Annotated in this window: 17 protein-coding genes and 1 other RNA gene; 10 read left to right on the top strand and 8 right to left on the bottom strand. The window is 60.6% G+C overall.

The features are described 5' to 3' along the window. The first annotated feature begins 9 nt into the window (after nucleotides 1-9). The gene (gene ppk1, locus ACZZ0Q_RS21510) at nucleotides 10-2394 is read left to right on the top strand and encodes a polyphosphate kinase 1 (RefSeq protein WP_463540865.1); all 2385 of its coding nucleotides are present in this window, start codon (nucleotides 10-12) and stop codon (nucleotides 2392-2394) included. Between the two features lie 131 nt (nucleotides 2395-2525). Here ppk1 and ppx read toward each other — a convergent pair whose 3' ends face one another. Then, a complete protein-coding gene (gene ppx, locus ACZZ0Q_RS21505) occupies nucleotides 2526-4028 on the bottom strand; it encodes an exopolyphosphatase (protein ID WP_463540866.1) in 1503 nt (500 codons plus the stop codon). 356 nt (nucleotides 4029-4384) lie between these two features. Here ppx and trxA point away from each other — a divergent pair, with 356 nt between their 5' ends. From trxA to ACZZ0Q_RS21485, 4 genes are all read left to right on the top strand, one after another. Continuing rightward, nucleotides 4385-4711: a thioredoxin TrxA gene (gene trxA, locus ACZZ0Q_RS21500; protein WP_122449690.1), complete on the top strand. Its 327-nt coding sequence runs from the start codon at nucleotides 4385-4387 to the stop codon at nucleotides 4709-4711. Nucleotides 4712-4972: 261 nt separating this feature from the next. Further along, on the top strand, nucleotides 4973-6232 hold the full coding sequence (rho, locus tag ACZZ0Q_RS21495) for a transcription termination factor Rho (RefSeq protein ID WP_122449691.1): 1260 nt from the start codon (nucleotides 4973-4975) through the stop codon (nucleotides 6230-6232). A gap of 123 nt (nucleotides 6233-6355) precedes the next feature. Next, nucleotides 6356-7822, top strand: a complete 1467-nt coding sequence (ubiD, locus tag ACZZ0Q_RS21490; RefSeq protein ID WP_463540867.1) for a 4-hydroxy-3-polyprenylbenzoate decarboxylase — start codon at nucleotides 6356-6358, stop codon at nucleotides 7820-7822. Beyond that, nucleotides 7822-8787 (top strand): CDP-6-deoxy-delta-3,4-glucoseen reductase, encoded by a 966-nt coding sequence (locus tag ACZZ0Q_RS21485; protein ID WP_463540868.1) that lies wholly within the window; start codon nucleotides 7822-7824, stop codon nucleotides 8785-8787. Before ubiD ends, ACZZ0Q_RS21485 begins: the two co-directional genes overlap by 1 nt. Nucleotides 8788-8890: 103 nt before the next feature. Here ACZZ0Q_RS21485 and ACZZ0Q_RS21480 read toward each other — a convergent pair whose 3' ends face one another. Beyond that, the gene (locus ACZZ0Q_RS21480; protein WP_463540869.1) at nucleotides 8891-9868 is read right to left on the bottom strand and encodes an NADPH:quinone oxidoreductase family protein; all 978 of its coding nucleotides are present in this window, start codon (nucleotides 9866-9868) and stop codon (nucleotides 8891-8893) included. 142 nt (nucleotides 9869-10010) lie between these two features. Here ACZZ0Q_RS21480 and ACZZ0Q_RS21475 point away from each other — a divergent pair, with 142 nt between their 5' ends. Beyond that, nucleotides 10011-10430: a flagellar basal body-associated protein FliL gene (locus ACZZ0Q_RS21475; RefSeq protein ID WP_122497712.1), complete on the top strand. Its 420-nt coding sequence runs from the start codon at nucleotides 10011-10013 to the stop codon at nucleotides 10428-10430. A 13-nt stretch (nucleotides 10431-10443) separates the two neighbouring features. Here the strand turns inward: ACZZ0Q_RS21475 and ACZZ0Q_RS21470 are convergent, their stop codons facing one another. From ACZZ0Q_RS21470 to ACZZ0Q_RS21445, 6 genes are all read right to left on the bottom strand, one after another. Beyond that, on the bottom strand, nucleotides 10444-12315 hold the full coding sequence (locus ACZZ0Q_RS21470) for a sensor domain-containing diguanylate cyclase (RefSeq protein WP_463540870.1): 1872 nt from the start codon (nucleotides 12313-12315) through the stop codon (nucleotides 10444-10446). An 18-nt stretch (nucleotides 12316-12333) separates the two neighbouring features. Further along, nucleotides 12334-12783, bottom strand: coding sequence for an EVE domain-containing protein (locus ACZZ0Q_RS21465; RefSeq protein WP_463540871.1), 450 nt, complete (start codon nucleotides 12781-12783; stop codon nucleotides 12334-12336). Between the two features lie 339 nt (nucleotides 12784-13122). Next, on the bottom strand, nucleotides 13123-13761 hold the full coding sequence (locus ACZZ0Q_RS21460) for a 5-formyltetrahydrofolate cyclo-ligase (RefSeq protein WP_463540872.1): 639 nt from the start codon (nucleotides 13759-13761) through the stop codon (nucleotides 13123-13125). Nucleotides 13762-13840: 79 nt separating this feature from the next. Next, a non-coding RNA gene (ssrS, locus tag ACZZ0Q_RS21455) (6S RNA) lies at nucleotides 13841-14019 on the bottom strand. Nucleotides 14020-14052: 33 nt separating this feature from the next. Next, nucleotides 14053-14364, bottom strand: a complete 312-nt coding sequence (locus ACZZ0Q_RS21450) for a cell division protein ZapA (protein ID WP_108097941.1) — start codon at nucleotides 14362-14364, stop codon at nucleotides 14053-14055. Further along, the gene (locus tag ACZZ0Q_RS21445; protein ID WP_122449701.1) at nucleotides 14364-14570 is read right to left on the bottom strand and encodes a TIGR02449 family protein; all 207 of its coding nucleotides are present in this window, start codon (nucleotides 14568-14570) and stop codon (nucleotides 14364-14366) included. Before ACZZ0Q_RS21445 ends, ACZZ0Q_RS21450 begins: the two co-directional genes overlap by 1 nt. A 180-nt stretch (nucleotides 14571-14750) precedes the next feature. On the opposite strand from ACZZ0Q_RS21445, the gene ACZZ0Q_RS21440 reads away from it, so the two are divergent. The 4 genes from ACZZ0Q_RS21440 to ACZZ0Q_RS21425 are packed head-to-tail and all read left to right on the top strand — an operon-like array spanning nucleotide 14751 to nucleotide 19169. Next, nucleotides 14751-15308 carry a YecA/YgfB family protein gene (locus ACZZ0Q_RS21440; RefSeq protein WP_463540873.1) on the top strand — a complete coding sequence of 186 codons (558 nt, stop codon included), beginning with the start codon at nucleotides 14751-14753 and terminating at the stop codon, nucleotides 15306-15308. A 36-nt stretch (nucleotides 15309-15344) separates the two neighbouring features. Continuing rightward, complete coding sequence (gene pepP / locus ACZZ0Q_RS21435) at nucleotides 15345-16679, top strand: Xaa-Pro aminopeptidase (protein ID WP_463540874.1); 1335 nt, start codon at nucleotides 15345-15347, stop codon at nucleotides 16677-16679. Further along, on the top strand, nucleotides 16676-17896 hold the full coding sequence (gene ubiH / locus ACZZ0Q_RS21430; RefSeq protein ID WP_463540875.1) for a 2-octaprenyl-6-methoxyphenyl hydroxylase: 1221 nt from the start codon (nucleotides 16676-16678) through the stop codon (nucleotides 17894-17896). The genes pepP and ubiH overlap by 4 nt, the downstream gene beginning before the upstream one ends. Nucleotides 17897-17948: 52 nt before the next feature. Beyond that, nucleotides 17949-19169, top strand: a complete 1221-nt coding sequence (locus ACZZ0Q_RS21425) for a 2-octaprenyl-3-methyl-6-methoxy-1,4-benzoquinol hydroxylase (protein WP_463542276.1) — start codon at nucleotides 17949-17951, stop codon at nucleotides 19167-19169. Nucleotides 19170-19232 lie beyond the last annotated feature (63 nt).

The following is a 19232-nucleotide window of genomic DNA, read 5'->3' as shown; positions in this document are numbered from 1 at the left end:
GAATACGTAATGAACAGCGAAGGACTCAGCAAAGCGGATGAGCTGAAAGACTCAGCCGTTGCGGGACAGGCAGTGACCGAGAAGGCCGTGAGCGGCAAGGCGGCGGAAAAAGTGGCCGTTGAAAAAGCCAGCGTCGAGAAGCCTAGTGCCGAAAAGGCGACCGAGCCCAAGGCTGCGGCTGAAAAAGCCAGCGCCTATAAATCGGGCACTGACAAATCGTCCGCTGACAAGCCCGTCGCTGAGTCGGCGCACGAACCGGCTCACGAAGAGCCGGTTGCCGCTGCTCCTGAACCTGCGCCAGCGCCGCCGCCGATTCCAGGGTTGGACGACAGCAGCTTGTATATTCATCGCGAGCTGTCGCAGCTGCAGTTCAATATCCGCGTGCTGGAGCAGGCGCTGGATGAGTCGTACCCGTTGCTGGAGCGGTTGAAGTTTCTGCTGATCTTCTCCAGCAACCTCGACGAATTTTTCGAAATTCGCGTGGCCGGGCTGAAGAAACAAATCACCTTCGCCCGCGAACAAGCCGGTGCCGATGGCTTGCAGCCGCACCAAGTGCTTTCGCAGATCAGCACGCTGGTGCACGACCAAGTGCACCGCCAGTACGCGATTCTTAACGACGTGCTGTTCCCCGAGCTGGCCAAGCACAACATCACGTTTATTCGTCGCCGTTACTGGACGACCAAAATCAAGGCGTGGGTGCGCCGTTATTTCCGCGATGAGATCGCGCCGATCATCACCCCCATCGGCCTTGACCCGACGCACCCGTTCCCGTTGTTGGTGAACAAGAGCCTGAACTTCATCGTTGAGCTGGAAGGTATCGATGCCTTCGGCCGCGACTCCGGTCTGGCGATTATTCCCGCACCGCGCCTGTTGCCGCGCGTCATCAAGGTGCCTGAAGAGGTGGGCGGGCCTGGCGATAACCACGTGTTCCTGTCGTCGATGATTCACGCCCACGCGGACGACCTGTTCCAAGGCATGAAAGTGAAGGGCTGCTATCAGTTCCGGCTGACGCGAAACGCCGACCTTTCCCTCGATTCCGAAGACGTGGAAGACCTGGCGCGGGCGCTGCGTGGTGAACTGTTTTCCCGTCGCTACGGTGACGCCGTGCGCCTTGAGGTGGCAGATACCTGCCCCGCGCATCTGGCCGACTACCTGCTCAAACAGTTCAGCCTCAGCGAAAGCGAGCTGTACCGCGTAAATGGCCCGGTCAACCTCACTCGACTGTTCAGCATCACCGGTCTGGATAGCCACCCGGAGCTGCAATACACGCCGTTTACACCGGTCATCCCCAAGCTTCTGCAGAACAGCGACAACCTGTTCAACGTGGTCAGCAAGCAAGACATTTTGCTCCTGCACCCGTTTGAATCGTTCACCCCGGTGGTCGACCTGCTGCGCCAGGCCGCCAAAGACCCGCACGTGCTGGCCATCAAGCAGACGCTGTACCGCAGCGGCGCCAACTCCGAAATCGTCGATGCGCTGGTCGATGCCGCGCGCAATGGTAAGGAAGTGACGGCGGTAATTGAGCTGCGTGCGCGGTTCGACGAGGAATCCAACCTGCAATTGGCCAGCCGTTTACAGGCCGCCGGTGCTGTGGTGATTTACGGTGTGGTGGGCTTCAAAACCCACGCCAAAATGATGCTGATTTTGCGCCGCGAAGCCGGTGAGATCGTGCGTTACGCCCATTTGGGCACCGGCAACTATCACGCCGGTAACGCCCGCTTGTACACCGACTACAGCTTGATCACCTCTGACGATGCGCTGTGTGAAGACGTGTCCAAACTGTTCAGTCAGCTGATCGGCATGGGTAAAACCTTGCGCATGAAAAAGCTGCTGCATGCGCCGTTTACCCTGAAGAAAACCCTGCTGGACATGATCGCCCGCGAAACCGCGCTGGCCGCGGAAGGCAAACCGGCGCACATCATTGCCAAGTTCAACTCGCTGACCGATCCGAAGATCATTCGCGCGTTGTACAAGGCCAGCCAGACCGGCGTGCGTATCGACTTGGTGGTGCGCGGCATGTGCTGCCTGCGTCCGGGCATTGCTGGGGTGTCGCACAACATTCACGTGCGCTCGATCATCGGCCGCTTCCTTGAACACACGCGGGTGTTCTACTTCCTCAACGATTTCGACGAGAAAATTTACCTGTCGAGCGCTGACTGGATGGAGCGCAACCTGGATAAGCGCGTGGAAACCTGCTTCCCGGTCGAAGGCAAAAAGCTGATTACGCGGGTGAAGAAAGAGCTGGAGTCTTACCTCACCGATAACACCCAAAGCTGGGTGCTGCAGCCGGACGGCCGTTACGTTCGCTCCAGCCCGACCGGCAACCAGAACCCGCGCAGCGCGCAGGCCGGGTTGTTGGAGAAACTGACTAATCCGCCGCTTAGCGTGCGGTGAGCCAGGCGTAAAACATCGAGGCTGAAGCCTCTCTCACAGGTGTCTGCTCGCTGTGGGAGAGGTTTAGCCTCGATAATGTTTTCAACAGTAAAAAGCCGCTCAATTGCGCGGCTTTTTCGTGGCTGAACTACTCAGCGCACGCTGAGCGTTAGCGCGATACGTTTGAGCCACTCGGCTTCGGCTTCGAAGTCCGCTTGGGTCAGCGGGTTGGCGGCCAGCCAGCCATCCGGGAATTCAAGATCGAGGGTGTCGTCGCTGGCCCGCAGTTTCACCTTGGGCATTTCCTGCGTACCGCGAATGTGGTGGAACAGGATGGCGAAGCGCAGCAGCACGCACAGGCGCATCAGTTTGACGCCGTGGTCACCGAATTCGGCGAACTTGTCTTTGGGAATATTGCGGCGATGGCCGCGTACCAGCAGGGCGAGCATTTGTTGGTCCTGGCGCGAGAAGCCGCCGAGGTCCGAATGCTCCACCAAATAAGCGCCGTGCTTGTGGTAGGAGTAGTGGGCGATATCCAGCCCGACTTCGTGCACTTTACTGGCCCAGCTCAACAGCTCACGGTGCCATTCATCCTCCAGCCCCCACGAGGCTGCTACGTCATCGAGCGCTTCCAGTGCCTTGGCCTCAACGCGTTGCGCCTGCTCCAGGTCGACGTGGTAACGCTCCATCAGCGCGCTGAGGGTGCGTTCGCGAACGTCTTCATGGTGGTGGCGGCCGAGCAAGTCATAGAGCACGCCTTCGCGCAGCGCGCCTTCGGAGTGGGTCATGGTGTGCAGGTCCATGGCGTCGAAGATGGCTTCGAGAATCGCCAAGCCGGCAGGGAAAATGGCGCGACGGTCGGGCTTGATACCGTCCATGTCGAGCTTGTCGGCTTCGCCCAGTTTCAGCACGCGTCGCTTCAGCCAGGCCAGGCCCTCCGCAGTGACTTCGCCATTGCCGTGGCCACCGGCTTTGATGGCCAGACCAACCGCGCGAATGGTGCCTGAGGCGCCCACGGCTTCATCCCAGCCGAGGCGGCGCAGGCTGTGCTCAATGCCCATTAACTCCAGGCGCGCGGCGGTATAAGCCTGGGCGTAGCGGGCGGGAGTGATTTTGCCGTCGCGGAAATAACGTTGGGTAAAACTCACGCAGCCCATCTGCAGGCTTTCGCGCAGCAGCGGTTCGAAACGCTGGCCGATGATGAACTCAGTGCTGCCGCCGCCGATGTCGGCTACCAGGCGTTTACCGGGGGTGTCGGCCAACGTGTGGGAGACGCCGAGATAAATCAGTCGCGCTTCTTCTCGCCCGGAAATCACTTCAACCGGGTGGCCGAGAATTTCCTCAGCGCGGCGGATAAACACAGAGCGGTTGCGCGCTTCGCGCAAGGCATTGGTGCCCACTACGCGCACCGCGCCGGGCGGCAGGCTGTTGGTCAGTTGGGCGAAGCGTCGCAAGCAGTCGAGGCCGCGTTGCATGGCTTCTTCGTTCAGCTCGCGTTGTTCATCGATTCCGGCGGCCAGCTGCACCTTTTCGCCCATGCGCTCCAGAATGCGGATTTCGCCGTGATCGGCTTTTGCCAGAACGATATGGAAACTGTTCGAGCCGAGGTCGATGGCGGCGATCATGGAGAAGTGCTTGGCAGGGCTTTGCGGCATGGTGTGATGGTCTCAGAGCTGTAGCGCGACATCGTGCCACGATCAGGCGATTGCGCCAACGCGACGGGTAAATCGGCAGGGCGTGATGTCGATGCTGGAGTTGTTCTTTATAGCCGCAGGTCGGGCGGTGACAAGGTTTTGGCCGCGCAGTATGCCGGTGCTGTACGTCGTATTTATGACCAATGTCATGCGCCAGGCGTACAGAAACGGAGCAACTGCGGCGGTTTTAAGTTCAATAGGCGATCAGTATTTGCGCGCCGCATCATAGCGAAGCTCAATCGGTAGGCGCTTTCGGTGTTGGCAAAGCCGGGCTATGATGGCGCCACTTTACATCCTTGCGACCCTGGAGAGTTTCCATGAGCGAATTCATCACCCACGTCAGCGACGCCAGCTTTGAACAGGATGTGCTCCAGGCTGATGGCCCGGTTCTGGTCGATTATTGGGCTGAATGGTGCGGCCCGTGCAAAATGATCGCCCCGGTTCTGGACGAGATCGCCCAGACTTACCAAGGCAAACTGAAAATCTGCAAACTGAACATCGACGAAAACCAGGACACCCCGCCTAAATATAACGTGCGTGGTATTCCGACCCTGATGCTGTTCAAGAACGGCGCGGTCGAGGCGACCAAAGTAGGCGCCTTGTCGAAATCGCAGCTGGCTGCGTTTCTCGACAGCAACATCTAAGTCGTAAGGATTTTCTCCTTTGCGTCTGAAAGCCCCGTCCTATGCGGGGCTTTTTCATTGCGCCAGCACTAGACGCTCCGTAAAGCCGATGGTACATTCGGCCTCGCAACGGTTCCTCCGTTGCTCTCTGTAAGCCGTCGCCGACGCATTCCTACTCGATACCTATCGATAAACAAGCAGGCGATCATGCTGCGTTCTCCGCAGTCCGGCCTCATAAGCTAAGCGCTTATTTCCCCTCCTTTTCGAATACGTCATTCCTATATGAATCTGACTGAACTCAAGCAAAAGCCGATTACCGAACTGCTCGAAATGGCCGAACAGATGGGCATAGAAAATATGGCCCGTTCGCGCAAGCAGGACGTGATTTTCTCCCTGTTGAAAAAGCACGCTAAGAGCGGCGAGGAAATCTCCGGTGATGGCGTGCTGGAGATCCTCCAGGACGGCTTCGGCTTCCTTCGTTCCGCCGATGCCTCTTACCTGGCCGGTCCGGACGACATCTACGTTTCACCTAGCCAGATCCGCCGTTTCAACTTGCGCACTGGCGACACCATCGTTGGCAAGATTCGCCCGCCCAAAGAAGGCGAGCGTTACTTCGCGTTGCTCAAGGTCGACACCATCAACTTCGACCGTCCCGAGAACGCCAAGAACAAAATTCTGTTCGAAAACCTCACGCCCTTGTTCCCCAACAAGCGCCTGATCATGGAAGCCGGCAACGGCTCGACCGAAGACTTGACCGGCCGCGTTATCGACCTTTGTGCCCCTATCGGCAAGGGCCAACGTGGTTTGATCGTGGCACCGCCCAAGGCCGGTAAAACGATCATGCTGCAGAACATCGCGGCGAACATCACCCGCAACAACCCCGAGTGCCATCTCATCGTTCTGCTGATCGATGAGCGTCCGGAAGAAGTAACTGAAATGCAGCGCACCGTGCGCGGCGAAGTGGTTGCTTCCACCTTCGATGAGCCGCCAACCCGCCACGTGCAGGTTGCCGAAATGGTGATCGAGAAGGCCAAGCGCCTAGTTGAGCACAAGAAAGACGTGGTCATTCTGCTCGACTCCATCACTCGTCTGGCACGCGCCTACAACACCGTGATTCCAAGCTCCGGCAAAGTGCTCACCGGTGGTGTTGACGCCCATGCTCTTGAGAAACCGAAACGTTTCTTCGGCGCGGCGCGAAACATCGAGGAAGGCGGTTCGCTGACCATCATCGCCACCGCGCTGGTTGAAACCGGTTCGAAGATGGATGAAGTGATCTACGAAGAGTTCAAAGGCACCGGCAACATGGAGCTGCCGCTGGACCGCCGCATCGCCGAAAAGCGCGTTTTCCCGGCCATCAACATCAACCGTTCCGGCACGCGCCGTGAAGAGTTGTTGACGGCCGAAGACGAGCTGCAACGCATGTGGATTCTGCGTAAGTTGCTGCACCCTATGGATGAAATCGCCGCTATCGAGTTCTTGCTTGATCGCCTGAAAGCGACCAAAACCAACGACGAGTTCTTCCAGTCGATGAAGCGCAAGTAACATCGTGAAGACAGGCAAAAGCCGGGGAAACCCGGCTTTTTGCTACCTGGGCGGCGCGCATTGTGCTGCGCCAACAGGCTAAACTTTTCACCCTCTCTCGAGCGCCCTAAACGAGGCTCAAGCATGCAGTATCGCGATCTGCGCGACTTTATCCGTGGCCTGGAACAACGTGGCGAACTGAAACGCATCACCGTGCCCGTCTCGCCTGTGCTGGAAATGACCGAAATCTGCGACCGTACGCTGCGGCGCAAAGGGCCAGCGCTGTTGTTCGAAAAACCGACCGGCTTCGATATGCCGGTACTCGGCAACTTGTTTGGCACGCCTGAGCGTGTGGCGCTCGGCATGGGTGCGGAGGCGGTAAGCGAGCTGCGCGAGATCGGCAAATTGCTGGCATTCCTCAAAGAACCCGAGCCGCCGAAGGGGCTGAAAGACGCTTGGTCGAAGCTGCCGATTTTTAAAAAGATTATTTCCATGGCGCCCAAGGTGGTGAAAGACGCGCCTTGCCAGGAAGTGATTGAAGAGGGCGAAGCGGTCGATCTCGGCAACCTGCCGGTGCAAACCTGCTGGCCGGGCGACGTCGGTCCGCTAATCACGTGGGGCCTCACCGTCACCAAAGGGCCGAATAAAGATCGGCAGAACCTCGGCATCTACCGCCAGCAAGTGATCGGTCGCAACAAGGTGATCATGCGCTGGCTCAGCCACCGCGGCGGCGCGCTGGATTTCAAAGAGTGGTGCGATAAACACCCCGGTCAGCCGTTCCCGGTGGCCGTGGCGTTGGGCGCAGATCCGGCGACCATTCTCGGCGCCGTTACGCCGGTTCCCGACAGCCTTTCCGAATATGCCTTCGCCGGGCTGTTGCGTGGCAACCGCACCGAGTTGATCAAGTGCCGTGGCAGCGAACTGCAAGTGCCGGCCAGTGCCGAAATTGTGTTGGAAGGCGTAATCCATCCTGGCGAAATGGCGGACGAAGGCCCGTATGGCGACCACACCGGCTATTACAACGAGGTGGATCGTTTCCCAGTGTTCACCGTCGAACGTATTACCCGGCGGCAGAAGCCGATTTACCACAGCACCTACACCGGTCGCCCGCCGGATGAACCGGCCATTCTTGGCGTGGCGCTGAATGAAGTGTTTGTGCCGATTCTGCAAAAGCAGTTTCCGGAAATCACCGATTTTTACCTGCCGCCTGAAGGCTGTTCGTACCGCATGGCGGTGGTGACCATGAAGAAGCAATACCCGGGGCATGCCAAACGCGTAATGCTGGGTGTGTGGTCGTTTTTGCGCCAGTTCATGTACACCAAATTCGTTATCGTGACCGACGACGACATCAATGCGCGGGACTGGAACGACGTGATCTGGGCCATTACCACACGCATGGACCCCAAGCGCGACACGGTATTGATCGATAACACGCCGATCGACTACCTCGATTTCGCCTCGCCGGTTTCCGGTTTGGGTTCGAAGATGGGCCTGGACGCCACGCACAAATGGCCCGGCGAAACCACGCGCGAATGGGGCCGTGTAATCGTCAAGGATGAAGCGGTAACCCAGCGCGTGGACGCGATGTGGAAGGACCTTGGAATAGAGTGATGAAAGTAACCCTGCAACCCTCCGGCGCGGTGCTCGAGGTAAACCCTGGCGAGCGCATTCTGGATGCCGCTCGGCGCCTGGGCTACGACTGCCCGCAGGCTTGTCGCAACGGCAACTGCCACATCTGCGCGGCGCTGCTGGTGGAGGGTGCCGTGCAGCAAAACGGCGAGGCGCGCACCCAGGGCGAACTGTTCACCTGCCTGGCCGAACCGCTTGAAGACTGCGTGTTGCATTGGGATGGCGTGTTGGCGCCCGGCGAATTGCCGGTGCGCACTCTGCGTTGTCAGGTGGTGGCATGCACGCCCGTTGGCGGCGATGTGTGGCGGGTGAACCTGCGCGCGCCGGCCGGCAAAGCGCCGCGTTATCACGCTGGGCAGTACGTGATGCTGCGCCGCGATGACGGCGAGCAGTCGGCATTTTCCTTGGCTTCGGCGCCTTCTCAAGGGCGCGACTTGGAGCTGCATATTCTTGGCCGCGAAGACAGTGCGCTGAGTTTGCTGGAACAGCTGCAACGCGAGCCAATGGTGGAAATTCAAATGCCGTTCGGCGACGCGCACCTGGCCGAGTTGCCCGCCGGGCCGTTGATTCTGATTGCCGCCGGCACCGGCATGGCGCAAATGCACAGCCTGATCGAGCATTGCCGCGCCACGGGCTTTGACTACCCGGTGCATTTGTATTGGGGCGCGCGTCGCCCTGAAGACTTTTACCAACTGCCCCATTGGGCGGATTGGCAGGCGATGCCCAACCTGCATCTGCATCAGGTTGTCAGCGATGTGTGTGGTTGGCAGGGCCGCTGCGGACTGTTGCACGAGGCCGTACGCGAAGATTTCGCCGATTTGAAACCGCTGCACGTGTACGCCAGCGGCTCGCCGATGATGGTGTACGCCACGCTCGATGCGTTGGTGGAGGCGGGAATGGATGCACACCAGATGCGCGCCGATGTGTTCGCTTACGCGCCGCGTTAATCCGAAACCTGTAGGCGCGGCGTTAGTCGCGATCCTGAGAACGCCATACCCAATAAAAAACCGCCTACGGGCGGTTTTTTATTGGCTGAGAAATGCCCGGCGCTTAACGCACCTGCACCACCACTTTGCCGACAGCTTTGCGCTGGCCCAGCGCATTGATCGCGCCAGCCGCATCGGTCAGCGGGAAGGTTTGCGAGACCAGCGGCTTCACTTTGCCTTCAGCGAACCACGTGAAGAGCTGCTCGAAGTTGGCGGCGTTTTCGGCCGGTTGACGCTGCGCGAATGCGCCCCAGAACACGCCCACCAGAGATGCGCCTTTGAGCAACGTCAGGTTGGCCGGCAGCGAGGGAATAGTGCCGCTGGCGAAACCGACCACCAGGAAGCGACCGTTCCAGGCGATGGAGCGGAAGGCTTCTTCGAACAGGTCGCCGCCGACCGGGTCGTAGATCACGTCCACGCCTTGGCCGCCGGTCAATTCCTTGAGTTTTTCTTTCAGGCCGCCTTCGCTGTAGTTGATCAGCTCGTCGGCGCCGGCCGCTTTGGCCACTTCCAATTTCTCGGCGCTGCTGGCGGCAGCGATGACGCGGGCGCCCATGGCTTTACCGATTTCCACGGCGGCCAGGCCAACGCCACCGGACGCGCCCAATACCAGCAGGGTTTCGCCGGGTTGCAGGTTGGCGCGTTGCTTCAGCGCGTGGATCGAGGTGCCGTAAGTCATGCCGAAAGCCGCCGCGCTGGCGAAGTCCATGCCGGCCGGAATCGACATCACGCTGTAGCCTGCCACCGCCACTTGCTCGGCAAAGCTGCCCCAGCCGGTGAGCGCCATGACGCGGTCGCCGGGTTTCACGTGGGTAACTTTTTCGCCGACGGCCGCGACAACGCCCGCCGCTTCGCCGCCTGGCGAGAATGGGAACGGCGGTTTGAATTGGTACTTGCCTTCAATGATCAGCGTGTCCGGGAAGTTCACGCCGGCGGCATGAACGTCGAGCAGCACTTCGTTCTTTTTCGGTTCCGGGCTGGCGATTTCTTCCAGTACCAGGGTTTCGGCAGGGCCGAAGGCTTTGCACAACACGGCTTTCATTGGAGTGTTCCTCGCAGAGTTATGGCTTGGCAGTGTAGGTGCGTAGTCGCGAGGGTCAACGAGCATGGCCTGGCCTGATAAAGGTGTATAAGCGCCGGGCTATCGCTATGCTAGAGCACATACCCAGTCGAGGATGCGCACTGTGAAAGCTTGGTTTGTAGTGGTGATGGCTCTGTCTCTCCCGTTTGCGGCGTTGGCCAACGAGGAGGGTGGCGGTGAAGGTGAGAAAGAGGGAAAAGAGCCCGCAGTGGCCTATATCAGCCTGGTGCCCGCACTGGTGGGCAACTACGGCACTGGGCCGCGGCTGAAAGTGTTCAAAGCCGACATTGCGCTGCAAGTGAAAGGCAGCGAGGCCGAAGCCAAGGTGGAGCACCACGAGCCGCTTATCCGCAATCAACTGGTGATGCTGTTTTCCCAGCAGACAGACGATGCCATGGGCAACGTCGAGTCGAAAGAAAAGCTGCGCCAGGAAGCGTTAAAGCAGGTGCAGGACGTGCTGACCCAGGAGGAGGGCAAGCCGTTGGTGGACGACCTGCTCTTCAACAACCTGATCGTGCAATAGCACCGCAAGCCGTTCAGGTGGTGGACCACACGCACGTGCAGTCACGCCCCTGATGCTTGGCCTGATACAGCGCCTGGTCGCTGTGGGCGACCAAACTATCGGGATGACCGTCACGGTTTGGCGTGACGGTGCTCAGGCCGATACTCGCGGTTAAGCGCGACAGCGGGCTGCCCGGATGCGGCAGCTGCAGCTCGGCCAATGCCGCGTGAATGCGCGCGGTGATAACCTCGGCGCCGGCCTGATCGGTATTGGCCAGAATCACCGCAAACTCCTCGCCGCCGTACCGGCACACCGCATCGCCATCGCGTAACAAACAGCCCTGCAACGCCGACGCCACTTTACGCAGCGCATCGTCGCCGGCCAGGTGGCCGAGTTGGTCGTTGTAGGCTTTGAAGTGATCGACATCCAGCATCAACAAGCTCATCGGCGCGCCAATGCGCTGCAGACGGCGCCATTCGCTGTGCAACTGATGGTCGAAGAAGCGGCGGTTATATAAACCCGTGAGGCCGTCACGCTGAGACAAATGCTGCAGCTGCGCTTCCAGTTGCAGGCGCTCGTTGTTGTCGCGCGAAACACCAATCAGGTATTCGTGGCCATTGATCTGCACCAGTTGCGCACTGATTTCGGCGGGCTGCAACGTACCGTTGCGTCGGCGCATTTCGCGCTGGAAGATTTTGCCCTGGTTGTCTTGCTGCGCCTGGCGCACCAACTCAACCCACGCATGAAAGCCGAGCAGCAGGTTTTCCGGCTGCTCCAGCAACTGCTGGCGAAACTCGTCGGCGCTGTAGCCCAGGCTGCTGTAGGTGGCTTTGTTCATGTGCAGAATGTTGCGGTTGTGCGGGTCGATGATAAACAGCCCGTCGCGGCTGGAGTCGGTGAGGTCGACCACGAGCTGCAAGCGCTCGCGGCTTTCGCGCAGCACCTGCTCGATCAGCTCCCGATTGCCGACTTCCTCGTTTAATCGGCTGTTGCTGGCCAGCAACGCCGAGGCGCGCCGGGCGTTTTCCAATGCCAGCCACAACGCCGCGACCAGCAGGAAGGTGGTTGTCAGTGCGGCGATCAACACCACCAGCGGCAGCGGGCTGGCGAGCTGTTGCGCTAATTGCTGCGTGGGGTTGAGTTGCAGGGTGAAGTTGCGGTTGTTGAGCAGGTGCAGCGGCAGTTCCTGTTGCAGGCCTGCACTGAAGTCGGCTTGCTCGCGGCTGTACAAAGGGCGGCCGAATTCGGAGAGGCGCACGTTGAAGCCGGCGCTCTCGACCGTGTCGAGCAGCTCGTCCATCAGCGCCTGCACGCGGAAGATGGCTTGTACAAAGCCATCGAAGGCGCGATTGCCCTGGTCGTCGATCACGTACAGCGGCGTGTACAGCGCAAAGCCGCGGCCGCCCTGCACCAATTCAAAACTGTTGGAAAACACCGCCGTGCTTTGGGTCTTGGCCTGCATGGCGAGCAAGTAGTTGGGATGGCCAGGTGTGAGCTGGAAGTTCAACGCCGCTTCGTTGCCCGCGATTGGCAGAATCCAGCGCAGCCGCAGGCTGCTGTCTGCCCATTGAATAGCTTGGTAGCCGCGGAAGTGGTCCAGCGAGAAGCGCGCTTCGAGCTCCCATTCTTCGCGGCTCAAGCGGCCCCGATGATTCCAGCGTTCGGCAAGACGATAGAGATCCTGCGCCTGTGTGTTCAGGCTGCTTTCCAGCTGTCGTGTAAGCAAGCGGGCTTGCGCGGCAACGCGTTCGTTGGCGTGGGCGCGCTCAATGGTGAGCATTTTTTGCCACAGCAGCAGGCTTGCGCCCAACAACGATATGGCCAAAACCACCAACGCCAAGCGAGCGCGCCAGGCGGGCCGCGCGGTCGGGGTCGACGTGGCGTCGTGCAAGCTATCTTGTTCCATGCACCGGGTCCGTGTTGCTTAATGCAGAGCGCAGATTGCCGCCCATTCGCTAGCACTGACTGGCATCACCGAAAGCCGGCTGCCTTTTTTGACCAAGGGTAAATCAACCAAGCCTGGCACTTCACGCAGGGTCGCCAGCGGGATGACGTTGGCGAACGCTTCAACATACTCGACCTCCAGCGCGCTCCATGGATTTTTCTCGGCGCTGGCTTTTGCGTCGAAGTAATGGCTGTTCGGGTCGAGCGCGGTCGGGTCTGGGTAGGCTGAAGCAATTATCCGGCCTATTCCGGCGATGCCCGGCTCCGGGCAACTGGAGTGATAGAAGAAGAACAGATCGCCTACTGCCATGCTGCGTACGAAATTGCGCGCCTGGTAATTGCGCACGCCATCCCACCGGGCGTGGCCAAGGCGCTGCAGGTCGTGGATGGAAAGTTCTTCGGGTTCGGACTTCATCAGCCAGTGAGGCATGAACTTTGCTCTTCGCTCGTGGGTTACAACATTGTGGGCATTTGCCCGCGTTTACACGACCGCCGGTTGGCGTCGTAATTGCACATGCAGACACCATGCAGGACAATGCCGCCCTGCTGAATGTACCGCTGCCGGACGGCCTAAGAACAAGAAATGTCGCCGGCCATCGTGTGAAATTTGCCTGGAAGGGGGAGGCAATCGATGAAGAAACGTAAACCAGATTTGTTGTGGGTATTAGTCATTTTGTTTGGCCTGGGCGTCGTAACCACCGGTTACACCCAGAGTCTTTGGGACCGTCAGAACGAGGCTCCCGTCACGTTGTCGCAGCAGCCTTAACCGCTACTCGCCAGGGTTTGTGGACGTCGCAGTGAGTGCGGCGCCCGCATACCACGCTTTATCCGTCACCGTTGCATGCAGCTTCACATCCCAGCTGGCCAGCGCCAGGCGATCTACCTTCTGACACTCGTGGGCCAGGCCCAATAATGTCGGCTTGTGCCAATTTTTGCGCCTCTGCAAATACGCCAGACTGCGGTCGTAAAAACCGCCGCCCATTCCCAAGCGTCCGCCTTCAACATCAAAGCCCACCAACGGCAGCATCACGACGTCCAGCGCCCACACCTTGCGTTGGCGATTTCGGTTGGCCGTAGGCTCGGCGATGCGGAAACGGTTGGGGCGCAGACGCTCATTCGGGCGCACCCGTTGAAACACCATTTTCGTTCGTGGCCATGCACTGAGAACGGGCAAGTACGTGGCTTTGCCGCGCCGTTGTGCGGCGCGCATCAACGGCCGTGGGTCAATTTCGCCATCGGCCGGCAGGTACAAGGCGATATGCCGCGCTCGACGAAACAACGGATGCTGAGCCAACTGGCGATAGAGGTTTTCGCTGGCGGCGCGTTGAGCGCTGGCGCTGAGGGCGCGACGGGTTTTGCGCAGTAAGCGACGAAGTTGCGGGCGAGAAAGAGAAGCGGCGCTCAGCATGGGATGCTGGCTGTGGTGCGCGGGCGCGAACCGGTAGAAGCGGCGTGGCTCAACGGCGTGAGCACAGCGTTAAAAAATAAGACCCCCCGGCGTGCCGCTGTCGGTTTAGCCCTTGAACCCGAAAGTTCAAGGTGGAGGTTGCAGGGAGCGTTAAGGCTTTCCGTCAGGCGGACATGCACACCGGCTCCAACTTGCAACCCCCGGGTTTGTGCGTATCGGCTCAGGGACATCACCGACTGGCGCACACTCCAGGGAGCGGGGGGCAGTATACCCCAATCCACCGCTCTGCAATCAGCTATGGCTGCTGTCCTGATCGGTGGCCAGGGCGCCGTCGACTCGCTCGAGCAAGTCACGCACGTGAGCGCGGGTGGAGCTAACGTCCTGATCAAGGCGCTGCTGTTTGTGCAGCAGGTCGTGGGTAATGTTGAGTGCGGCCATGACGGCAACGCGGTCGGCGCCGATGACTTTGCCGCCGCTGCGGATCTCACGCATCTTGCCGTCCAGGTAGCGCGCGGCGCTTTCAAGGTTGGCGCGTTCGTCCGCCGGGCAGGCGATGCAATAGTCTTTGTCGAGGATGTGAACGGTAACGGTGTTCGAGGTCATTAGTCCTGCTCCAGGGCTTTGAGGCGCGAAATCATCGATTCGACCTTATGCCGGGCCATTTCGTTCTTTTCGATCAGATGGGCGCGCTCTTCGCGCCACGCCTGCTCGCTTGCGCGCAGGGCGCGGTTGTCCGCTTTGAGCTGCTCGACGCGTTGAATAAGCAGTTCCAGCTTGATGGTCAGCGCGTGCAGATCGGCGTCTTCCATGGGCTCTCGCTAGGGCGTGTGTGATGCATGTGGTGGAGTGTCGAAGCGGCGAAACTATATCGGAAGGCGCCGACGTTGGTACAAACCTGTTGATAGCCGCCAATGGTTTTGGCGCGCTTGCCGGTGCTAGGATACAAGGCCTTCATTCTAGTCATTGCGCCCTCTGGCGCCTAGTTGCCAATGCCCACTCAAAATTCCCCGTATAGCGCTTTCGCCGCCCTGCTTGCCAGCAGCGGTCAACCTGTTTCGCCTGCCGAATTGCATGGCCTGTTGCTCGGTCGCAGTTGCGCCGGTGCTGGCTTCGAGACGGATGCCTGGCTGGTCGATGCCGCCGACCTGTTCACCGCCGAGCCGCAAGACAACATCAAGGCCGCGCTGATCGGTTTGCAGGAAATGGTCAAAGCCGAACTCACTGGCGAAGACATCGCCGTGGTTCTGCTGCTGCCCTCCGACGACGCGCCGCTGGCCGAACGTGCCGCCGCCATGGGCCAGTGGTGCCAAGGCTTTCTCGCCGGCTTCGGTCTGACCGCACGTGATGCGGCGCTAAGCAGCGAAGCCATGGAAGTGCTGCAAGACCTCGCCGCCATCGCCCAGGTGCAAGAAGCGCTGGAAGAATCCGAAGACGGCGAAAACGACTATATGGAAGTGATGGAATACCTGCGCGTTGCGCCGTTGCTGCTGTTCACCGAATGCGTGAAACCTGCCGCACCCGCCGCTGCAAAACCGTCGCTGCACTGATTTTCGTCCCAGACTTTTGACCAGATGAGTCCGTCCATGATCAGCATCCCCAAGTCGGAATACGCTCGTCGGCGCAAGGCGCTGATGGCGCAGATGGAACCTAACAGCATCGCCATTCTGCCGGCCGCGCCGGTGTACATCCGCAATCGCGATGTCGAGCATGTGTACCGTCAGGACAGCGACTTCCAATACCTCAGCGGCTTCCCTGAACCCGAAGCGGTGATTGCCCTGATCCCCGGCCGCGAACACGGCGAATACGTGTTGTTCTGCCGCGAGCGCGATCCGGAACGCGAATTGTGGGACGGCCTGCGTGCCGGGCAAGACGGCGCCATCACCACCTATGGTGCGGACGATGCGTTCCCCATCGGTGACATCGACGAAATTCTGCCCGGCCTGATCGAAGGCCGTGATCGCGTGTATTACGCCATGGGCACCAACCAGGAATTCGACCGGCACCTGATGGAGTGGATCAACGTCATCCGCTCCAAAGCCCGCCAGGGCGCTCAGCCGCCAAACGAATTCGTGGCCCTGACGCATCTGTTGCACGACATGCGTTTGTACAAGTCCGCCAACGAAGTGAAGGTGATGCGCGAAGCCGCGCAAATCTCGTCGCGCGCCCATGTCCGCGCCATGCAAGCCAGCCGCGCTGGCTTGAGCGAGTACCACCTTGAAGCCGAGCTGGATTACGAATTCCGCAAAGGCGGCGCGAAAATGCCGGCATACGGTTCCATCGTTGCCGCGGGCCGCAACGCCTGCATCCTGCACTACCGCGAAAACGACGCGCCGCTTAAAGACGGCGACTTGGTACTGATCGATGCTGGCTGCGAAATCGACTGTTACGCCAGCGACATCACCCGCACCTTCCCGGTGAGCGGCAAGTTCTCCCCCGAACAGAAAGCCATCTACGAGTTGGTGCTGAAATCTCAGGAAGCGGCCTTCGCCGCCATCGGCCCCGACAAGCATTGGAACGAAGCCCACGAAGCGACCGTGCGGGTCATCACTGCCGGCTTGGTCGAACTCGGTCTGCTGGAAGGCGATATTGATGAACTGATCGCCAGCGAAGCCTACAAACCTTTCTATATGCACCGCGCCGGCCACTGGCTGGGCATGGATGTTCACGACGTCGGCGATTACAAAGTTGGCGGCGAATGGCGCGTGCTGGAGCCTGGCATGGCGCTGACGGTTGAGCCGGGCATTTATATCGCCGTGGACAACCAGAACGTGGCCAAGAAATGGCGCGGCATTGGCGTGCGCATTGAAGACGACGTGGTGGTGACCAAAACCGGCTGCGAAATCATCACCAAAGACGCGCCGAAAACCGTGACCGAAATCGAAGCCTTGATGGCCGCTGCTCGCGTGCAGGCGGCGTGAGCGCGTCAGTGACTAGCGGGCGCGCCCAACTCGCAATCATTGGTGGCGGCCTGGTGGGCGCCAGCCTGGCGCTGGCCCTGCAAGCCGGCGCTAAGGCGCGCGGGTGGTCCATTGTGCTGATCGAGCCGTTCGCCCCCGGCGACACCTATCAACCGAGTTACGACGCCCGTTCTACGGCGTTGTCCTATGGCACCCAGCAAATCTATCAACGCCTCGGCATCTGGCCGAAAGTGGCCGAACGCGCCGAGGCCATCCAGCACATTCACGTCTCCGACCGCGGGCGGTTCGCCGCCGCGCGGCTGAGCGCAGAAGAAGAGGGCGTGCCGGCGCTGGGCTATGTGGCGGAAAACGCCTGGCTCGGCCATTGCCTCTGGCAAGCGCTGGATCCAGACGTGGTGAGCTGGCGCTGCCCGGCCGAAGTCGTCGCCATGCAGGCGATAGACCTGGCCGAAGGCCGCAGCGGCTATCGCCTTACGCTCAACGACGAAACCCTGCTGGACTGCGACCTCGCGGTGCTGGCCGACGGCGGCCGGTCCCGCTTGCGCGAGCAATTGGGCATCACCGTCAAAACCACCAACTATGAGCAAAACGCGCTGATCGCCAACATCAGCATCAGTCAGCCCCATGGCGGTCAGGCGTTCGAGCGTTTCACCGACGAAGGCCCCATGGCCTTGCTGCCGCTTTCGGACAACCGCAGCGCGCTGGTCTGGACCCGCCCTGGCGACGATGCTCAGCGCTTGCTGGCCCTGGACGACCGGGCGTTTCTGGCCGAGCTGCAAACCGCATTCGGCTACCGACTCGGCGCGTTGCGTAAAGTCGGTGCGCGGCATGTTTACCCGCTGGCCCTGGTCGAAGCGCAGGAACAAGTGCGCCCGCATCTGGTCATTCTTGGCAACGCCGCGCACAGCCTGCACCCCATCGCCGGTCAGGGTTACAACCTGGCCCTGCGTGACGTACAAGCGCTGGCCGAGGTGCTGCTTGCCGGGCCGTCAGTACCAGGCGACTTCGCGTCGCTGCAGCAGTACTACACCCGGCAGCAACTGGACCAAAGCCTCACCGTCGGCTTTTCAGATCGCGTTACGCGCCTGTTCAGTACCGCCGAACCGCTGCTGGCCACTGGCCGCAATCTTGGCCTGTTGGGCCTCGACATGCTGCCACCCGCCAAGCGTTGGTTTGCCCGGCAAGCCATGGGCATTGGTACTCGCAGCAACGGTTGACTCTTTTTTCTGGCGGCCAATAGCCGCCCACGCATAGGCCCACAGCATGGAAATGCGAGCAGATTTGGTAATAGTCGGGGCCGGTATGGTCGGCAGTGCGCTGGGTTTGGCGCTGCAACATAGCGGTCTGAATATTCTGCTGATCGATGGCAGTCCCCTGAGCGTTAAGCCTTTCGACCACACCGCCGCGTTCGAGCCGCGTGTCAGCGCGTTGTCCATGGCCAGCCAGCGCATTCTCGAACGTGTGGGCGCCTGGTCGGGTATCGAAGCCAGGCGCAACAGCCCTTACGGTGACATGCAGGTGTGGGATGGTTCCGGAACGGGCCAAATCCATTTCTCCGCCGCCAGCGTGCACGCCGACGTGCTTGGCCATATCGTCGAAAACCGCGTGATTCAGGATGCGTTGCTTGAGCGCCTGCATGCTGCCGATATCGGCTTGCTGGCCGATGCGCGCCTCGAACAGCTTCGCCATTCCGGCGACGATTGGCTGCTCACCCTCGCCGATGGCCGCACCGTGCGTACGCCCTTGGTGATCGCCGCCGACGGCGCCAATTCGGCGGTGCGGCGTTTGGCTGGTTGCGCCACCCGCGAATGGAATTACCTGCACCACGCCATCGTCACCAGCGTGCGCTGCAGCCAGCCGCACCAACGCACCGCCTGGCAACGCTTCACCGATGACGGCCCGCTGGCCTTCTTGCCGCTGGCCCGTGACGGCGCGGCTGAGCAGTGGTGCTCCATCGTCTGGTCGACCACCCCGGCGCAAGCCGAACGCTTGATGGCGTTGGACGACGAAGCGTTCCGCACTGAACTCGGCAAAGCCTTCGAGTGGCGCTTGGGCGACGTGCTGGAGGTTGATCCGCGTCTGTGCATTCCGCTGCGCCAGCGTCACGCCAAGCGTTACGTGGAGCCCGGCCTGGCGCTGATCGGCGATGCCGCGCACACGATCCACCCGCTGGCGGGGCAGGGCGTCAACCTCGGTTTCCTCGACGCCGCCGTGCTGGCCGAAGTGCTGCTGCATGCGGTCGAGCGTGGCGAAAGCCTGGCCGACACCCGCGTGCTCAGCCGTTTCGAACGCCGGCGTATGCCGCATAACCTGGCGATGATGGCGGCGATGGAAGGCTTCCAGCGCTTGTTCCAGGCCGATCCGCTTCCCGTGCGCTGGCTGCGTAACAGCGGCTTGAACTTGGTGGACGGTCTGGCCGAAGGCAAAGCGCTGTTTGTGCGCCAGGCGCTGGGGTTGTCCGGTGACCTTCCGGCGTTAGCAAAGGCCTGAGTCTTGGCGGCGCCTCGCAACATTCCGACACACGTCGATCGCCGGTCGCCAACTGAGGTTAAC

This window comes from Pseudomonas sp. AC070, from assembly GCF_979258635.1.
This window is presented reverse-complemented; position numbering and strand designations above follow the sequence as displayed.